The 17,380-nt window shown below is 60.2% G+C and carries 16 protein-coding genes and 1 pseudogene; 8 read left to right on the forward strand and 9 right to left on the reverse strand.

Annotated features, from left to right (window positions below):
- Nucleotides 1-5 precede the first annotated feature (5 nt).
- Nucleotides 6-308: a zf-HC2 domain-containing protein gene (locus VLE48_11695; protein ID HSA93667.1), complete on the forward strand. Its 303-nt coding sequence runs from the start codon at nt 6-8 to the stop codon at nt 306-308.
- 290 nt (nt 309-598) lie between these two features.
- On the opposite strand, the gene VLE48_11700 is transcribed toward VLE48_11695, so the two are convergent.
- On the reverse strand, nt 599-1,036 hold the full coding sequence (locus tag VLE48_11700) for a DUF1801 domain-containing protein (GenBank protein ID HSA93668.1): 438 nt from the start codon (nt 1,034-1,036) through the stop codon (nt 599-601).
- Between the two features lie 391 nt (nt 1,037-1,427).
- Between VLE48_11700 and VLE48_11705 the strand changes: the two genes are divergently transcribed.
- The gene (locus tag VLE48_11705) at nt 1,428-1,607 is read left to right on the forward strand and encodes a hypothetical protein (protein ID HSA93669.1); all 180 of its coding nucleotides are present in this window, start codon (nt 1,428-1,430) and stop codon (nt 1,605-1,607) included.
- 206 nt (nt 1,608-1,813) lie between these two features.
- Nucleotides 1,814-1,915: pseudogene (locus VLE48_11710) on the forward strand (integrase core domain-containing protein).
- 231 nt (nt 1,916-2,146) lie between these two features.
- Here the strand turns inward: VLE48_11710 and VLE48_11715 are convergent.
- Nucleotides 2,147-3,169, reverse strand: a complete 1,023-nt coding sequence (locus VLE48_11715) for a hypothetical protein (protein HSA93670.1) — start codon at nt 3,167-3,169, stop codon at nt 2,147-2,149.
- Nucleotides 3,170-3,518: 349 nt separating this feature from the next.
- Between VLE48_11715 and VLE48_11720 the strand changes: the two genes are divergently transcribed.
- Together VLE48_11720 and VLE48_11725 are read left to right on the forward strand one after the other, a co-directional pair.
- The gene (locus tag VLE48_11720) at nt 3,519-5,954 is read left to right on the forward strand and encodes a glycosyltransferase family 4 protein (protein ID HSA93671.1); all 2,436 of its coding nucleotides are present in this window, start codon (nt 3,519-3,521) and stop codon (nt 5,952-5,954) included.
- Complete coding sequence (locus VLE48_11725) at nt 5,951-6,931, forward strand: hypothetical protein (protein HSA93672.1); 981 nt, start codon at nt 5,951-5,953, stop codon at nt 6,929-6,931. The genes VLE48_11720 and VLE48_11725 overlap by 4 nt, the downstream gene beginning before the upstream one ends.
- On the opposite strand, the gene VLE48_11730 is transcribed toward VLE48_11725, so the two are convergent.
- From VLE48_11730 to VLE48_11745, 4 genes are all read right to left on the reverse strand, one after another.
- Nucleotides 6,848-7,789, reverse strand: coding sequence for a hypothetical protein (locus VLE48_11730; protein HSA93673.1), 942 nt, complete (start codon nt 7,787-7,789; stop codon nt 6,848-6,850). The two genes, VLE48_11725 and VLE48_11730, sit on opposite strands and share 84 nt — an antisense overlap.
- 117 nt (nt 7,790-7,906) lie before the next feature.
- Nucleotides 7,907-8,302: a response regulator gene (locus tag VLE48_11735; protein ID HSA93674.1), complete on the reverse strand. Its 396-nt coding sequence runs from the start codon at nt 8,300-8,302 to the stop codon at nt 7,907-7,909.
- Nucleotides 8,303-8,453: 151 nt separating this feature from the next.
- A complete protein-coding gene (locus VLE48_11740; GenBank protein HSA93675.1) occupies nt 8,454-9,302 on the reverse strand; it encodes a BON domain-containing protein in 849 nt (282 codons plus the stop codon).
- Between the two features lie 164 nt (nt 9,303-9,466).
- Complete coding sequence (locus VLE48_11745) at nt 9,467-9,886, reverse strand: hypothetical protein (GenBank protein ID HSA93676.1); 420 nt, start codon at nt 9,884-9,886, stop codon at nt 9,467-9,469.
- 271 nt (nt 9,887-10,157) lie between these two features.
- Here VLE48_11745 and VLE48_11750 point away from each other — a divergent pair, with 271 nt between their 5' ends.
- Together VLE48_11750 and VLE48_11755 are read left to right on the forward strand one after the other, a co-directional pair.
- Nucleotides 10,158-10,970 (forward strand): hypothetical protein, encoded by an 813-nt coding sequence (locus tag VLE48_11750; GenBank protein ID HSA93677.1) that lies wholly within the window; start codon nt 10,158-10,160, stop codon nt 10,968-10,970.
- Between the two features lie 673 nt (nt 10,971-11,643).
- The gene (locus VLE48_11755; protein ID HSA93678.1) at nt 11,644-12,066 is read left to right on the forward strand and encodes a response regulator; all 423 of its coding nucleotides are present in this window, start codon (nt 11,644-11,646) and stop codon (nt 12,064-12,066) included.
- A gap of 328 nt (nt 12,067-12,394) precedes the next feature.
- On the opposite strand, the gene VLE48_11760 is transcribed toward VLE48_11755, so the two are convergent.
- From VLE48_11760 to VLE48_11770, 3 genes are all read right to left on the reverse strand, one after another.
- Nucleotides 12,395-12,544, reverse strand: coding sequence for a lmo0937 family membrane protein (locus tag VLE48_11760; GenBank protein HSA93679.1), 150 nt, complete (start codon nt 12,542-12,544; stop codon nt 12,395-12,397).
- A 241-nt stretch (nt 12,545-12,785) separates the two neighbouring features.
- On the reverse strand, nt 12,786-15,065 hold the full coding sequence (locus VLE48_11765) for a DUF3011 domain-containing protein (protein ID HSA93680.1): 2,280 nt from the start codon (nt 15,063-15,065) through the stop codon (nt 12,786-12,788).
- An 83-nt stretch (nt 15,066-15,148) separates the two neighbouring features.
- Complete coding sequence (locus VLE48_11770; protein HSA93681.1) at nt 15,149-15,856, reverse strand: lipid-binding SYLF domain-containing protein; 708 nt, start codon at nt 15,854-15,856, stop codon at nt 15,149-15,151.
- A gap of 380 nt (nt 15,857-16,236) precedes the next feature.
- Here VLE48_11770 and VLE48_11775 point away from each other — a divergent pair.
- A partial coding sequence (locus VLE48_11775) for a hypothetical protein (GenBank protein ID HSA93682.1) occupies nt 16,237-17,380 on the forward strand: 1,144 nt, incomplete at its 3' end.

Below are 17,380 nucleotides of genomic sequence, written 5' to 3' on the forward strand. Positions count from 1 at the left end.
GAGCGATGGCCAGGCAGAAACGCCAACCCGCACCGAAAGCCGGGCAGAAGGCCGCCGGTCCGGTTGTCGAGATCAGTTGCCGCGAAGTGCTGCGCGAGATTTCCAGGTACATCGAGAGCGACCTCGATCCCGGCCTGCGCGGCATGATCGAACGTCACTTTGCCGGCTGCCGCCACTGCTCGGCGGTGCTCGACGGCACCCGCAACGTCATCGTGCTCAGCGGCGACGACCGCACCTTCTCCCTGCCCTCCGGTTTCAGCCAGCGCTTACGCAGCCTGCTCGAAACCCGATCCCCCGAAGACAACTAGCGTCGCGCCCCACAACTTCATTTGGAATAGTTTTCAGGTTGTCATCCTGAGGGAAGCGAAGGATCACCCCCATCCCACAAATTCCCAGCAAATCCCTGACCTGTCATTCTGAGCGCAGCGAAGCATCTATGAATTTGAAACCAATGCATGTCTTTCGGAGGGGCACGGCTCTAGCCGTGCCGTTCGGAGCGCCAAGCATCTGGGCTTTAGCCCCTGAAGGAACAACAGGCAGTGATTAGTGATTGAGGTAACGAAAATAGGAGCAGATATGGCCGGGACCTGCAATAAGGTTAGTCGCCCCGCTTCCGGCTCGCTCGCCGGGGCTTGCTCTTGCCCTTGAGATTCAGCGCCACGGCTGCGCGGATGAGGTCCTTCAAGGCCGCCTCATGGATTTTGTCGCCTTCGTGGATATCGATGGCGCGCCTCACATTCCCCTCCAGGCTGGCGTTGAACAGGCCTGCAGGGTCCGGCAACGCAGCTCCCTTGGGAAACGTCATCTTGACGACGTTTTTGTACGTCTCTCCCGTGCACACGATGCCGCCGTGGGACCAGACCGGTGTTCCGGGGCTCGTGGGCTTCACCCACTTCCGCTCCTCGACGATCTCAGGGTCTGCCTTGTGTATGATGTCGCGCACTCTCGCGAGCGTCTTCCCGCGCCAATCCCCAAGTTCCTTGATCTTCATGTCGATGAATCGAGAGGCGGATTCCACCGGCGCGGGCCCTTTCATGTACAGCTCTCGCGCCTAATCTAGCTGCGCTCACCTTTCGTCTGCAAGCCGCCGGAAGAGCCGCTCTTACATCGCCGACCGATACCAGAATGGACATCAACCCCTATGAACGTGACAGAAGCAGATGCGGCAATCATCGACTAACTAACATACAATCAACTCGCCAGCGCCTTGCCTGCCCGGGTGGCGAAACTGGCAGACGCACGGGACTTAAAATCCATTTCTGGGTTTCTGTACGAACGCGCACGATTTCGCAGCTTTCTGCAATGTTCCACGAAACACAAGGCTTTGTCTGCTGGTTTTCCCGCATCGACACGCACTGTCTCGCACCGAGGTCGGAGACCAAGTGACACCAGAAGTGACACCGGATAGAGTGTGTCCGTAGAGCGCCATGGAAGACGAGCCCAAAAAGCGGGACCTGAGGTTTGAGGTAGAACCAACTCCCACGCCGGAGCAGTTCGGGAAGGGGCTCGCGGAAGCAGTCGATGTCTACCTTCGAGCACCGAAGGGTCAGGGCAAGCAGGCGGTGAAGGAGCACTTCTTACGGCAGTTCAAGAAGAAGCTGCAATGAGCGCGCGACCCTGCACCTCGTCTCGCAGGGTTCAGGCCACCAACGACATATCTCCCGAGCATCGCGGTAACCGGTTTCAGCTACGCGCGACCCTTGCCCAGAATCATTCTGTCGCGCAAGTGCTTTTCCAGCTCTAGCCAAGGGTAGCGCACGAGCCGGCCGACCTTCGTAAAGGGCGGCCCGTTTGGTGACCTCTCGCAGCGCCACTGCCCGACGCCCGGGAGAAGATCGCGCAGTGGAAGCAGGACTACGACGAAAATCGTCCACATAGCAGCTTGCAGCATCGTACACCGGTGGAGTTCGCAGCGCAGGCTGCAAGCTTCTACAAAGAGGGAGTGGGGCAAGAGGCCTCAAACGTCGGCCCCTTGCCCCACACCCCCATCCCGCTGCCGAGGAAGGCATGCGGGGCGAACAAAACCCGGAGAAAGTCTCATTATCCCTGGACTAAAGATGGGGGGCAGGTCAGATGGCAAACGACCAGACCCAGAGCCATCAGTGTGCGGATGGCTGTCGCATCAATTGACCTCACGCATCCGCGGTTAGCGCAGCGATTGCAAGTTCAGGATCTGCGAGAGGATGGCGCCCATGATGCCCGAAGTGCCACCCGAAGATTGGCCAAATTGGTTGCGGCTGTTGTAGCCGTCGTCATAGCCCCGGCTGAAGCCCTGGCGAAAGTAGTAGTTATACTCTCTTTGGTCAATGTAATAGCCGTCATAGCCGTAGTTCGCGTCCTGATAGGCGTAAGAGTTCCGGTAGCCGGACGTCCAGCGGTCCTGCTGTGCTGCCTGGCCGGCCTGGAAGCCTTGCGCATATCCGTTGTTCACGGCCTGGCGAAGCAGATTCGCGCCGTATTCGTTGGTCTGGTAGTAGCTGCCAGCGCGGTTGTAGCGATAGATCGGGGCCGTGTAGAAGAAAGGATCGTTGTTGTAGTCGCGGGCTTGCTGGAGATCGATTCGCTGCTGACGCAGGCGCGCCAAATACTCCTGCTGGTAGCGGTAGCTCGCCATGTATCGTTGCTGCTGGAGCCGTGCCGCGTACTGCTGCGCGAGACGCTGCTGCTCGTCCAGGCGCCGACGGTACACTAGGACGCGCTGCTGCTGGGCGCGAATCAGGGCCTGCTGACGCTTTTGCGACACACGCGTCTGCTGTCCGGGGGGCACGGTGCCATCGCCCCACCCGACCTTTTTCCCCTTGTCCCAACCCGGCGGTCGGTCTTGCTGTTGCTGTACCCGCACCTGCCGCTGATTCTGCTTCTGCTGCTTCTGCGGTTTCTGCTGTGACTGCACCCGCTGCTGCTGTTGGTCTTGCTGCAGGGCCCGCTGTTGCGTCTGTTCAGGCCGGGCTTGTGGTGCGGGTTCCTGTTCCTGTTGCTTGCCTTGCCGGCTTTCCGCCTGGGCCTTGGACTTGCCCTTGGCCTGCTTTTGAGACTTCCCCTGTTTGTCGCCCTTGTCCTGCTTTTCTGACTTGTCCTGCTTGCCACCCTGCCGTGCGTATGCAGGCGCGGCGGTCCCAAGCAGCAGGAACAGAGATAGTGCGGTGCTGATGACTCTAACTGACTTCATTAGGTTGCGCTCCGTTTCAGCGATCGGCGCTCTGGTTCAGCGCGAAGTGCGGTCGGTTGACCCTTCATTCCTTCTTCATCCTGCGCGTCGGTGCGACTCGGCGTGTGCGTAGTTAGACGGACACTTTCGGTCGTAATTGGATGCTACGGGCCGGCGGCTCTGCTTTCTGTACCAAAGAGCACAGGCTCAGGCCGACTGGCGAAGGTGTTCAGTTGTGCACAGACGCCAGTCGTGTGATGGATTGATGATGAGGGAGCCCCTGGTCTTGCGTGGGCACAATCGGTACAACCTGCCACTGAAGCAGCGGCGAAGCAGCCCGCGCCCGCTGCCACAACCTAAGGAGACATGAATGTCGTCACTAGAGAGTGCACCGTGGAGAAAACCATCATCTCGGCTCACGGTGCGCACGCCGGTGCTCGAAGAAAAGCCGGCGCCGTCGTGGCGGTTGAGGTCCAGCGCTGCGCTTCCAAGCCGGATCGCGGTGATCGGAAACTATCTCCCGCGACAGTGTGGGATCGCCACTTTCACGACCGACCTATGCGATGCCATCGGCGCAGAGTTCGGCACCGCGCAACTCCTAGCAGTGCCGGTCAACGACCCTGAATCGCGGTACAGCTACCCCGCTCGCGTCCGATTCGAGCTCACGGAAGGTGACCCTTCCTCGTACGAGGATGCCGCCGACTTTCTTAACTTCAACAATGTTGATCTGGTTTCTCTTCAGCATGAGTACGGCATTTTCGGAGGGCCAGCTGGCAGCCACATCCTGCGCCTGCTGCGGCGCCTCAAGATGCCTATGGTGACGACACTACATACGGTTCTGCGCGCGCCAGACGCCAATCAGCGTATGGTCATGGACGAGATCGTGGCACTCTCTGACCGCCTCATTGTCATGAGTGAGCACTCCTCGCGGTTCCTGCAAGAAGTGTTTCGTGTTCCTGAGGAGAAAATCGACCTCATTCCTCACGGCGTCCCCGACCTGCCCTTTGGAGATCCCAACTACTATAAAGATTCCTCCGGAACGGAAGGGAAGGCTGTGCTACTCACGTTCGGACTGCTGTCGCCGAATAAGGGGATTGAAAGCGTCATTGAAGCGCTGCCACGCATCGTTGCCCAACACGCCGACGCCGTCTACGTGATCGCGGGTGCTACCCATCCTCGTATCCGACGTCGCGAAGGGGACCAATATCGGCTCAAGCTGCAGGCTCTGGCAAGAAAGCTCGGGGTAGAACGCAACGTGATATTCCACAATCGTTTCGTCAGCCCTGAGGAGATGGCCCAGTTCGTTGGGTCGGCCGACATTTACATCACCCCGTATCGCGATGAGGCACAAGCGGTATCCGGCACACTGGCGTATGCGCTAGGCGCGGGTAAGGCAATCATTTCGACCCCATACTGGCACGCCACCGAACTACTGGATGACGGCCGCGGGGTTCTAGTGCCGTTCCAAGACTCCAAAGCAATTGCAAGTGCGGCGATTGAACTCCTGGACAAGGAGGCAACCCGCCATGCCATGCGCAAGCGCGCCTACCTGTATGCGCGCGACACGGTCTGGAACAAGATCGCCCGGTCCTATATGGGCACGTTCGTACGCGCCCGTTCTGACCGTATGCAAACCCCGCGTATCGCGTTCTCGGATCTGAATGCCGAAAGGACGCTGGACAGGCTGCCATCCATCAAGCTGGATCACCTGTATCGTATGACCGACCACACCGGCCTCCTGCAGCATGCAGTATTCTCGGTGCCGAATTATCGGGAAGGCTACTCAACCGACGACAATGCTCGCGCGTTGATTGTGGCTGTTCTGATGGAGCAGCTTGGGATGACAGCGGTTTCCGAGTCGGCAAGGTTGGGATCATGCTATTTGGCGTTTCTATGGCACGCGTTCAATCCGGCGACCGGCCGGTTTAGAAATGTTCTGAGCTACGAGCGCCAGTGGCACGAGGCCGAGGGATCCGAAGATAGCCATGGGCGCGCTCTGTGGGGATTGGGAACCGTCCTGGGGCGCTCCAAGTCCCCGGGTTTAAGGGGCACGGCAGGCCGGCTTTTTGAATCTGCCGTTCCTGCCATGCACGCCTTCCGCAGTCCCCGTGCCTGGGCCTTCGCTGCGCTGGGATTGCAGGAATACCTTGACTGCTTTCCGGGGGACAGAGCGGCTCTCCAGACGAGAGACGAGCTGGCACATCGACTGCTTGATAGTTACGCTTCCAGCCGCTCGGCGGGATGGAACTGGTTTGAGGATGTCCTCGCTTACTCAAACGCCCGATTGCCACAGGCTCTCCTAGCTTGCGCTTCGCGCACCTCAGACAAAGTGATGCTTGCGGCCGGTCTTGAATCCCTGGATTGGCTTGTCAGGATGCAGCGTTGCGAAACAAAAGGGCACTTTGTGCCCATCGGATCCCAGGGTTTCTACCGCGAGGGCGGTGACAAAGCCCGCTTCGATCAACAACCTGTCGAGGCAGGCGCTGCCGTATCTGCATGCCTGCAGGCCTTTCGCGCAACCGGAGATGACCGTTGGCAGAAGGAGGCTTGGTCAGCGTTCAACTGGTTTCTGGGCGACAATGATCTGCAGATCGTTCTTTATGATTCCAGCACCGGCGGATGCCGGGATGGTTTGCATCCCGACCGGGCCAACGAGAACCAGGGAGCAGAGTCCACTCTTTCATTCCTGATGGCGCTGTTGGAGATGCGTCTTCTAGAGGGCGCGGACCTGCTGCTCACCAAGCGCGAATCGCCAGCCGACTCAGCCGGTTTTGCCAGTTCCCGCAATCCATTGGAGATCTCATGAGCGTGGGTAAGAATCATGATGAGCCACTGCTTCATCGCCATCCCTCGAACCCGATCTTGACGAGCCGAGACTGGCCATATTCGATCAATAGCGTCTTCAATGCAGGCGCGACGCTGCTGGAGGATGGGTCGACCCTGTTGCTGTGCCGTGTAGAAGACCGGCGAGGCCTCTCACATCTCTGCGCCGCCCGTTCTGCAAACGGCGTGGACGGATGGACCATCGATCCGGCACCCACGCTCATGCCGAGGCCAGATGAATATCCCGAAGAGTTGTGGGGCATCGAGGACCCTCGACTGACCTACGTGCCGGAACTGCAGCAGTACGTGGTGGTGTACACCGCATATTCTCGGGGCGGTCCTGGGGTCTCTCTGGCCCTCACGAAGGACTTCCGCACCTTCGAGAGATACGGTGTGATTATGTCGCCTGATGACAAGGATGCGGCCCTTCTCCCACACAAAATCGGAGGGTTCTGGGCACTCATCCATCGGCCCATGACGGCACTCGGCGCTCACATATGGATCTCCTACTCCCCCGATTTGCGACATTGGGGCAGCCACAAGGTGATGCTGGAGGCCCGCCGCGGCGCGTGGTGGGACGCGAACAAGATCGGCCTGTCTTCGCCGCCAATTGAAACCGCCGGGGGCTGGCTAGTGCTCTACCACGGAGTGCGTCAGACGGCTTCCGGATGTCTCTATCGCCTCGGTTTGGCTCTTTTCGATCTTTCCCAGCCGGACAAGTGCCTGTTGCGGGGCGATTCCTGGATCTTCGGAGCAGAAACCGACTACGAACGTGGCGGCGATGTCCACGACGTGGTTTTCCCCTGCGGGCATACGATGAGTTCGGATGGCGACACCATCAATGTCTACTACGGGGCAGCCGACTCCTGCATCGGGCTAGCTCGCGGCAGCGTTCGGTCTCTTGTCGGCTGGCTTGATGCCAACGGACACTGTGAGCGGCGGCGTGATTGGCGCGCCTGACGGAGCTCTTGAGAGAAATTCTGCTGAGGAAGGCCCCCGAGGGGGAACGGCCGCGGTCGGAGGAACCTTGAGCTTCGCCAGCTCACTGGCAAAAAGCGAGTTGTCAGGGAATTCCGCGACTAGCTCCTCGAGTTGTGTGCGGGCTACCTCTGGCTTCTTCTCGCGCAGGGCTGCCAGCGCCAGCAAGATCTTCGCAAACGGCCGGAGATAATGGCCGCGGTCGGCGGCGATCTCGAGCTGTCGGATGCCTGCTTTCTTGTCGCCGCGGATTCCAGCCAAGCGGAGGACAAACCTCTTGAGTCGTGGCAAACTCCCGATCACGTAATTCGCCGTGCCCAGGCCAAGATAGGCATCGGCGGCATCGGGGGCGACGACCAGCAGTTTCTTGGCGTACTTATCAGCCTCGCGGATCATTTTCAGGCTATCAAGCTGCTCCTTATCGATAAGGCTGGCGTAGTCGGCCTCCATACCCAGGCTCAGGGCCATGGCGAACAGGGCGTTCGCATCGTCGGGAGCGGTCTTCAAACGGAGCCGCGCCAGGTCCTGCGCCCGCTTGACCGCGCCGAAGAATGCCGCGCGCAGCTTCGGGTCGGGCTTGAGAGGGATCTTGCCCAGAAAACGCTTGTTGTCCAGGAAAAAGTCGGAGGTCAGGACGCCCTGCCGATAGCACTCCTCAAACAAATAGCTCGCCGCTTCCGAGGCGCTCCCAAGAGGATCTTCCGGGTGGGACTTCTGCCAGGCCGCAAACTGGTTGCGAGCTTCCTCCGGTTTCAGTTCGTAGAGAAGGTGAAAGCCGGCGTCGAGTTCCGGCACGTGCAAGGCTTCAGCCGGAGCCTGCCAGGAGGCTGCCAGCGTCACTGGAACATCAAGGACCCCAGCCGCCAGTGCGCTGCACAGGAGCGAGCAAATCAGGGAACGGGACAGCGACCATCGCTTGTTCTTACTCGCAGACATTTCTTTGGTTCTGTCATTGCGTCAGTTACTCTCTGGCGGTGCCACCGAAGCGCTGATCAGGTCACCCGTAGTGCGTACGAGGGCCTTCGGCTCCTGCTGACCCTTGGCGAAAAAGGCGTCGGCGACGACTCCGGCCGGTATGGCTCCACTCTCATATGCTCCACTCATGGCAATGAGCAGGGTGTGGGGATAGCCCCGGCGGACGATCGAGAGCAGCTCGGCTCCCGACATGTTGGGCATGTTGAGGTCGGAAATGATGACGTCGGGAGGCTCTTGCGTCAGTTGCAGGAGAGCATCGAAACCATCCGCCGCCGTGGAGACGTCGTATCCGTGAGACGCCAGCAGCTCCGCAATATACTCACGATTACTCAAGTCATCATCGACCACCAAGATTCGGTGCTTGGGCTTCCTCGCCATGGCTCTCCTCACGGAAATGTGAAACCTATCGGTCAGCACCAAGATTCGCATTCCGGGACTTGCAATTCTGTACAGAACTGCACAACTTCAACTTTTCTGCTGTCCCGGGGTGGTTCGAAGCCGGAATTAATCACGCTGGGCGCCACGGCCTCTACGGCGTCACCAAAACTGGGTTCAGCAGGCGGAACTCGATCACCGACTCGGATGGAACCTTCACCTGGCCGGACTTGCGAATCGCCTGCACGCCGGTACCCGCCCCGGCGCCAGCAGCAGCACCGATGGCCGCACCCTTCCCGCCGCCCGCGATGCCTCCGATGATGGCTCCAACCGCGGCCCCGCCGCCTACGGCCGCCGCGGTCTCCTTGCCGCGGGAGGCGCCGTGGGTCGCGAACTCGCTGGTGTTCAGGTGGTACTGCTTTCCCCCAAGCGTAAGTTGCGTGAGCTCCAGGGAGATTTCCGGCCGTCCGGCGAACTTGCCTCCGCTCTTGGCGGCAATCACCCGGCCTTCCACATCGGCGCCTTTGGCGGCGACGGTTTTGCCGTCAATCGCAATCGGAGTCTCCAGAGTTCCCCGGAAAATATCCCCGATCTTGCTCTGCTCGGAGTCGATGGCATCGATCATGCGCACAGAGAGGACCGTGCCTTCCGGAATGGTGACCTGGGCAGGCGCGGACGTTGGGAGAGCGCTGGGGGAGGAAGACATGGCCCCGGCGGTCGCAGCGGACGACGCCCCTGTGGCAAAGCGTGCGCCCGGCTCGGTTCCGGCCGTCAACGGCACAACCTGCAGGTTGTTCACAACAGTCTTGACGCCTTCGACGGTCCCGGCATGCACGGCCGCAGCGGCGCGCTGCTGTTCATTGTCTACGCTGCCGGAGAGTGTGACCACACCATCGGTGGACTGAACGGTGACGGCTTTTCCAGCCAGCCCCGAATCTGCCGCGATCTTGCTTTGAACCTGGCTCACGATAGCGGCGTCGTTGGGCCGTGTCGAGCACCCCATGACCACGAGCATGAGCAGAAGTGCAACGACGAAAAGAGAGCGATTTTGGCAATGCATAGACACCTCGTCCTGGTGGCGAGCCTGACCATCATTCGCCGCTGGGGCCAGGGATTCTGTACAGAATTGCACAGCCTCAACGTTCCTGCGGCCATAGCGGTTTTGGGTTACTGTCGCCCCTCCTGCAGAAGCAACAGTTTCGCCACCGTGCACTTCTTCCATGCCTTCCAGCGGCGGTTCTTGACGGGGTCGAAGTGAGGGAGTTTGACCAGGACCTGTTCCTTGGCGGCCCGCATCTCCACTTGCGGCCTGCCGCCCGGGTCCAGGGGGCCGATCGAATCCGGAGCGCTCAAGATCAGCACCACACGCAGAGGGGCGAACACGTGCTCACCAGGGCAGGCAACCCACACCTGGTTCTGGTCGAGGTCTACAAAGATGAGTTGGCATTGGTACGTGGAGGGCTGCGCCTGCTCAAGGCGTTCTCGCGTCAGCGGGGGAGGCGTGGAGGAGGTGGCATTAAACTGTTGCGCGAACGCAGGCAGCAGGAGCGCCAGATACGCCATCGTCACTCGACCAGCCCTCTTCATCTAAAAGCCCGAGCATCCTAGCTAAATCGCCGGCCCTCATTTGGCGAAGTTTCCCATTCACGAGAGCTGACTCGCTGTACAGAATTGGACAGCCGCTCGTTTTCCCTGCCCCCCGGCGACCGACCCAGGTCCGGCGCGCGAAAAAGAGTTCCTGACCTGTGCGATTTTGTACAGTCTTCGCTTTCTGTGTGTGCGACCTTTTCCTTGCTGAGGACTCTCCATGGCGCAGATTTCAATTCAGAAAAGCTCCACGCGCACTAGGAACCTTGAAATGCCTTCGGCTTCCCCAGGATCGCGCGCTTACGCCTACGGGTTTTGGATTGCCGTGGTACTGATTGTGGCCTCCGCATCCGTCGGCGTGGCGATGGCGGAAACTGTCGCCGAGGCCGCGTGTCAACCGGCTGCCGCGCCTTTATCCGTGGAGCAGGTGGTAGAAAACCTGGGGAAGAGGAACGCCGAACGGACGCAGGCGCTGGAGAGCTATGTGAGCCAGCGCCGGTATCAGTTGGAGTATTCCGGGTTTCCTGGCAGCCGGCGCGCGGAAATGATCGTTCAGGCAAAGTATGCCGCGCCAGCCAACAAGGAATTCACCATCGTGTCGCAAACCGGATCCAAGGCCATCATCAACAAGGTGTTCAAGAAACTGCTGGAAAGCGAACAAGAGGCGCTTGCGCCGGAGAACCAGGAGCGCACCGCATTGAACCCTCAGAATTACGAATTCTGCCTGCTGGAGTATCAGCGTACCGGCGACTTCGGCGCCTACGTGCTGGGCCTGAAGCCGAAGCTCAAGAACAAGTTCCTCTATCGCGGCAAGATCTGGGTTGACGGCAAGGATTTCGCGGTCCTGCGCATTGAGGCCGAGCCGGCCAAGAACCCTTCGTTCTGGATCAAGAAGAGCCAGATCCAGCACGCCTATATCAGGATCGGCGACTTCTGGCTGCCTTCCGAGAATCACACCACCAGCTCGGTGCGGCTGGGTGGGCGCGCGGTGCTCACCATTCAGTACACGGATTACACGGTGGTCCCGGATCGGGGTACGTCCCAGTTGCAGAGCAGTCTGGGCAGCGGGCAGAGCAAGCATTGAGGAGCGAACTTCTGTACTGGTTTCTGATTGCGGTGGTGGGCTTGGGTTCTCAGAGATGAAAGAAGCTGGACCTTCCTCAATTCGCCGGGCAGAGAGCAGGTCCTCGCTCCAGATGGAGGAATTCTACCGACGCTGGAAAGCACCGGTCTTCACGTTCTGTTGCCTTTATCTTGGCGACACGCACCTGGCCAGCGACGCTACGGCGTGGGCCTTCTTGCGCTATTACCGGCAACACGGAGAGCTCGAGGGTAGCCAGCTCCCGTCGCCCCTGATCGGTGCTGCGCTGGCTGAGGCTTGCCGGTTGGCCAGTCCTCCCGGTGGCCGCGCAGTCGCTTCCCAGGCAGCGGGCGCCGGGCAGCCGCTGACGGACGCAATCCTGGACCTTGCCGGTGAAGAGAGGGCGGTCTTCATACTGCGGACCGTGCTTGGCATGGGTGCCACACCCATCTCCGCAGCGACAGGTTTGCCGTTGGAGCGTGTGGACGGGCTCTGGCGAGACGCCTTGAAGATGCTGAGTGCAGTCTTGTTACATCCCGCGTCGCACGCGGACCAAGCGCCAGGCGGGACACCTGCCAGCCTGCACACAGCAATCCAGCAACCTGAGCCGGCTGGCTAGGCCGGCGAGCGTTAGAGGGTAAACCAGCTACCTGCAAGACTGAAAGTCGAGGTCACCATGGCCGCACAGGGTAAGAACATCCTATGCATTGATACCGACAGGAACGGTCTCACTCTCCGCGGGGCGTTGCTGCAAGACCACGGATACCGAGTCCTGACCGCCACGTGCGGACGTGAGGGCCTGCAACTCTTCGTTTCGCAGGCGGTCGACGCGATCCTGCTCGACTACTACCTGACCTTGCTGGACGGCGGCGTGGTGGCGGATGAGATCAAGCGCCTAAAGCCCGAGACCCGAGTGGTGATGCTGACCGACCATCGAGAAGTCCCTCAGGATGGGCTGAAATCGGTGGATGCGTTCGTGTTCAAGTCCCATGGGCCCGAAGCCCTGCTGGCGGCACTTCATGCTGTCTTGGAGGCCAATTCGGGCTCCAAAACAGCCGGGGCTGATTTCAGGGCTGGCGGAAAAGCCAGCATAGCGTAACGCTTCCTTCTGCGGGCTGACTGGAATCGCTGTTCGGCTAAGGCGAAAACTCCCGATAGGCGGCCGGAAGTGAGACGCGCGCGTGCCTGCCGGACCCCGCCAACCAGTTTCTCTGCCGCCTTCCAAGCCAGTACACCCCCGCCGATGAAACCCATCAGAGCGACAGACAACAGTGCACAGAGGGCGACTTCCCTAAAGATATAGAGATAAAGAGCCATCCAGCCATCCTTTCAGGTCGTTCCGAGTTCGTTCCGGTGTGGCACACCTGGTAAAGGCAGGCAGGGCCCGACTACCACATGCCGGCCCGGACTCGCCTGCTTAGTTGCTCCTAGCCGGTAACTCGGCGTCCGCCCAGCAAGTTAACGATCAAAACGACTACCGCCAGAACTAACAGCAGATGGATCAGGCCTCCGCCTACATGAAAGCTGAAACCCAGAAGCCACAGAATCACGAAGATCACAAAAATTGTCCAAAGCATGTTTTTATCTCCTGTTGCTTATCCATCGTGAGCACCGGTTCTAAGTTCATCGCAGGTGCGCACGAGGTACTTTCACCTTACCGAATTGGGAACCGGCAGTCTGTTCAATAACGCGCACTGACCGGGCGCGATGAGGGTGAAGACACGAAAAGCCGGCTCACCAGGAGCCGGCTTTCGGTTTGTGGGTAACCGAGGCGTGGTTCCGCTTCGGTTACCCCTAGCGTACGCACAACATTGGTTGCTAAGGTTGCAAGCGCAGATCCTGGTCGAGCTTGAAACTCAGGAGGGTCTCTGCCGGAACCCGCACCTCTTTGCCTCCGGTCAAGACTTGCCCGGCGACACCACCTGCCGCGCCGATGCCCGCGCCAATGGCAGCACCCTTACCGCCGCTGACAATGGCGCCGATAATGGCGCCCACGGCCGCACCGCCACCCACCAGTACCGCAGTCCGTTTGTTGGCGCCGAGTCCATCGCGTCCGCTGCGTTCCAGGTCCCCGGTACTGACGAAGTATCGGTTCCCTCCCACGGTCAGCGAATCGATGTCCAGCACCAGATCGGAGCCAGCCGTGCTTCGAATCACCAGGTCGACATCAGAACCCTTCCGAATCGTAACCGTACCTGCGCCATCGAGGACATCCTTATCCATCACAGCGGAAAAGGTCTGCCCCACGTTGGCGGTTTTGGAATCGATGACTTCGTTGGTTCGGATCGCGAGCTGCGTCCCGCTGGGAATGGTCGTGTAGGCTCCTCCGGATCCCACATTCGAACCCAGGAGCGAGCTCACCTCGAATTCCGCGCGGCAGCCGTTGTCCACCCAGACTCCTTCGCTGTCGTATCCCCAGGTGGATCCCTGGGTGCAGCGAGCATCACTGAGCTGACGGGACAAACGCACTCCGCCCCGGCTATCAATCCGGCAGTACCGTCGCTCATTGTTGCCGGACTCACACCGAATGTACTGTGAGGTTGAGGTTGCGTTTTGGACCGGAAGGTAGAGATAGTCGCTTTCGTTGATGACCACCTGGCCCGTCCGCCCGTTGAAGGAATGCTGCACAGTGAGCGTCTTGTTTTGGCCTTCGGCCGGGTCGCCGCCCATGGCGTTGTTGGTCACCTGGAGGTTGAGCTGGCCGTTCTGGATCTGCCGCCTTAAGCGGTCGGTCACATCCATGGTCCGGTTGCCGGCGCCATAGGTGCCGCGAAGGATCTGCAGGCTGCCCTGGTAGCTGTCCGGCAGCCTGAGATAGTCGCCTTCGTTGATGACTATCCGGCCCGGCTGGCCGTTGAACGAGTGCTGCACGGTGAGCGTCTTGTCTTGGCCCTCGGCCGGGTCACCGCCCATGGCGTTGTTGGTCACCTGGAGGTTGAGCTGGCCATTCTGGATCTGTCGCCTTAAGCGGTCGGTCACATCCATGGTCCGGTTGCCGGCGCCATAGGTGCCACGAAGGATCTGCAGACTCCCCTGGTAGCTGTTGTCCGGCAGTCGGAGATAGTCGCCTTCGTTGATGACCACCTGGCCCGTCCGCCCGTTGAAGGAATGCTGCACGGTGAGCGTTTTGGCTTGGTTTTCGGCCGGATCACCGCCCATGGCGTTGTTGGTCACCTGGAGGTTGAGCTGGCCGTTCTGGATCTGCCGCCTTAGGCGGTCAGTGACATCCATGGTCCGGTTGCCGGCGCCATAGGTGCCACGAAGAATCTGCAGGCTACCCTGGTAGCTGTCCGGCAGCCTGAGATAGTCGCCTTCGTTGATGACTACCTGGCCCGTCCACCCGTTGAAGGAATGCTGCACGGTGAGCGTCTTGTATTGGCCCTCGGCCGGATCACCGCCCATAGCGCTGTTGGTCACCTGGAGGTTGAGCTGGCCATTCTGGATCTGTCGCCTTAGGCGGTCGGTGACATCCATGGTCCGGTTGCCGGCGCCATAGGTGCCACGAAGGATCTGCAGACTCCCCTCGTAGCTGGTGTCCGGCAGTCGGAGATAGTCGCCTTCGTTGATGACCACCTGGCCCGTCCGCCCGTTGAAGGAATGCTGCACGGTGAGCGTTTTGGCTTGGTTTTCGGCCGGGTCACCGCCCATGGCGTTGTTGGTCACCTGGAGGTTGAGCTGGCCATTCTGGATCTGTCGCCTTAAGCGGTCGGTCACATCCATGGTCCGGTTGCCGGCGCCATAGGTGCCACGAAGGATCTGCAGTCCAGCGGAACTGACCGCCGCACTCCACACCGGTTGGAGCCTTACGTTCTCGTTCTCATGGAAGGTCACTACTCGGGTGCGGCCCTGCTTGTCCCGGAGGTGCAGGCGAAGCGCCTGATCCTTCCCCGGTCGAGGGTCCACACCAAGGGTCGCGTTGTCGGCGCGGAAATTCAGGGACTGACCGCGGATGAGCGAACGCACACGCTCCGTCACATCCACCCAGGTGTCCCCCCAGCCATAGTCAGCACGGACGAGTTCTCCGCGCTTCGGACCGCTTCGGGCGAAGACCGGAAGCGCGATGAGCAGCAGCAGTAATACGATGCCAAGTCGTTTCACGATGAAATCTCCTTTTTGGTAATCGCGGTTATGTTTGCCTGAACTCATTGACGAATACTGTCCCCAAAATGGCTCACACCCGGCTACGTGCCCGAGGCTGCAGTCGAGTTATTCTGTGGAGCATTCTTCTGCAGGGAAAGAACCAGACGGCGGCCGTTAGCGGGAATCCGCACTTTATTGTCCCGCACGATCTCTCGTGCCGTGATGGAACGCCCATAGACGCGTGCGTTGGCGTCGTTGTCCGGACGAATGGTGGAACCCGCCAGGGAAATGCCGGCGAAGAGACCGCGCGAACGGGAGTAACTGAGTATCTCCGCCTGCATGAACGCATCGGTGGCGGCTTGAGCGTCCCGGCCTTTGGGGCCGGCCGCAGCGGAGGCATCCGCGCCCAGCTTTACCTTGCTGCTGAGAATGGAATCTACGCCTCTCTCATTCATCACCAGGAGAATGAGATCGGTCGCTTGTCCGCCGAGTTGCAGTCCGAAGCTGCCGCCCTCCAGGGCGTACATGGCGGGAGCGCCCCACGGACCATCGAAGGTCTTGCCCGATCGGCAGACCATCGCCCCGCGGCCATAGCTTCCCCCGAATCCGATCGCTACCTTCTTGACGGAAGGAATCACAATGACGCACTCGGCCTTCTTCAACAGGTCTTGCGGGATGCTGTCGGGAATGTTCATGATCTCTTCCATCACGATCCCGGCATTGTTCAGACGCTTTTGCTCCTTACTCGCACCATAGGCCGCACCGGTGGCAAGCAGGAAGCAGAGAGCAAGAGTGAATGTTCGTATCATCGCTGACCTCCATAGTCAGAAACTGTCGCTTACGGTTGTTCTTGAAAACCGTTGCCAGGACGGCTTCGAATCGACGAAGGGCCGCTTCGTTCAATCACGCGGCTGATGTGGTGATCCGGTTCCTTCAGGGCAGGTCAGGATGACGCACTATCGTCGTTTTACTTTCTCCCTGCTACGGCATCCTAGAAGCTTCGCCGGTGCGTGTATGTTCCCTTACGCACACCTTTCGTGATCTGGTCGCGCAATCGCCGCGCGGTCGCACCCGGCCTCCCGGAAAGGGGGGGGTGTTCAAGAGTGGACAGACAACTCGCCTTCGCCGTTTGTAGCATGTCTCGGAGGCGGCGACAGCGGGGAGTCGGATGGTTATCCAACGGAAGGTCTTGCGTTTTGCGGTCATCGCCGCGGCCGTTACCGGTGTCTTGCTGTCGGTGCAGTTTGTAACGCAATCACGCCTGAGTGCCGATGCCTCCGCCGATGGCCGAGCACAGCGAGGTAACACGCAAGGCGCGGCACCTTCGCAGTTTGATTCTCTCGTTCAAGACAACGCCGAAAGGATGATGGCAGAAGGCAGGCAAGTCTTCCGCTACGACACCTTTGGCAGCGAGGCCTTCTGGGGTGACACGCTCAAACTGCACCAGGCCATCGCCGGCGAGAAAAACGGCGGTGTGGGGGGCGGGGTGAGCCCAAAGACCGCCTTGTCGGTGGGCCTTAAGGTGGATGCCGACGCCCTGCCTGACTCGTTGAAGCAAGAGCTCAAGCAAGGCAAGGTCAACCTCGACGATCCTGCGGTCACACTCGCCCTGCTCAAACTGAACTCGGTGGTTGGCGTGACGGGCATCTTTGATGCGAACGGCAGGTTGCAGTCCATGGGTCTTCAGTGTTCCTTGTGCCACTCGACGGTCGACGACTCCTTCGCACCCGGCATTGGAAAGCGCCTGGACGGCTGGGCCAACCGCGATCTGAACGTCGGCCTGATCGTCTCGCTCGCGCCGAACCTGAAGCCTTATTCCGACCTCCTTGGCGTGGACGTCGAGACGGTAAAGAAGGTCTTCAACAGCTGGGGCCCGGGGCGGTTCGACGCTGTACTCGACAAGGACGGCAAGGCTTTCCGACCCGACGGGAAACAGGCTGGCACCCTCATTCCGCCCGCATTCGGCCTGGCGGGCGTGAACCTGCACACCTGGACGGGCTTTGGATCCGTTACCTACTGGAACGCCTATGTCGCCGCCACCGAAATGCACGGCTCGGGCATCTTCTTCGACGCCCGGTTTAGCAACAAGGACCAGTACCCGGTGGCCGCGAAAAGCGGCTCTGGCAACACGCGCGGTAAGCCAGATCTGGTCACCTCGAAACTGGCGGCTCTTCACTTCTATCAGCTTGCCATCCCGGCTGCGAAGCCTCCGGAGGACAGTTACGCCAAGGAACCCGCGGCACGTGGAAAGGCAATCTTCAACGGCAAAGCGAACTGCGCGAGCTGTCACGTCCCGCCACTCTTCACGGAGCCGGGAAACAACCTGCACGCAC

The organism is Terriglobales bacterium, from assembly GCA_035454605.1.
Lineage (GTDB): Bacteria > Acidobacteriota > Terriglobia > Terriglobales > Acidobacteriaceae > DATMAB01.

Bases quoted from the DNA above. Each gene is read 5' to 3' on its own strand.
- VLE48_11695 (HSA93667.1), top strand. From the start codon at position 6: ATGGCCAGGCAGAAACGCCAACCCGCACCGAAAGCCGGGCAGAAGGCC.
- VLE48_11700 (HSA93668.1), bottom strand. From the start codon at position 1,036: ATGAAAGGGCCCGCGCCGGTGGAATCCGCCTCTCGATTCATCGACATG.
- VLE48_11705 (HSA93669.1), top strand. From the start codon at position 1,428: ATGGAAGACGAGCCCAAAAAGCGGGACCTGAGGTTTGAGGTAGAACCA.
- VLE48_11715 (HSA93670.1), bottom strand. From the start codon at position 3,169: ATGAAGTCAGTTAGAGTCATCAGCACCGCACTATCTCTGTTCCTGCTG.
- VLE48_11720 (HSA93671.1), top strand. From the start codon at position 3,519: ATGTCGTCACTAGAGAGTGCACCGTGGAGAAAACCATCATCTCGGCTC.
- VLE48_11725 (HSA93672.1), top strand. From the start codon at position 5,951: ATGAGCGTGGGTAAGAATCATGATGAGCCACTGCTTCATCGCCATCCC.
- VLE48_11735 (HSA93674.1), bottom strand. From the start codon at position 8,302: ATGGCGAGGAAGCCCAAGCACCGAATCTTGGTGGTCGATGATGACTTG.
- VLE48_11740 (HSA93675.1), bottom strand. From the start codon at position 9,302: ATGGGGTGCTCGACACGGCCCAACGACGCCGCTATCGTGAGCCAGGTT.
- VLE48_11745 (HSA93676.1), bottom strand. From the start codon at position 9,886: ATGAAGAGGGCTGGTCGAGTGACGATGGCGTATCTGGCGCTCCTGCTG.
- VLE48_11750 (HSA93677.1), top strand. From the start codon at position 10,158: ATGCCTTCGGCTTCCCCAGGATCGCGCGCTTACGCCTACGGGTTTTGG.
- VLE48_11755 (HSA93678.1), top strand. From the start codon at position 11,644: ATGGCCGCACAGGGTAAGAACATCCTATGCATTGATACCGACAGGAAC.
- VLE48_11760 (HSA93679.1), bottom strand. From the start codon at position 12,544: ATGCTTTGGACAATTTTTGTGATCTTCGTGATTCTGTGGCTTCTGGGT.
- VLE48_11770 (HSA93681.1), bottom strand. From the start codon at position 15,856: ATGATACGAACATTCACTCTTGCTCTCTGCTTCCTGCTTGCCACCGGT.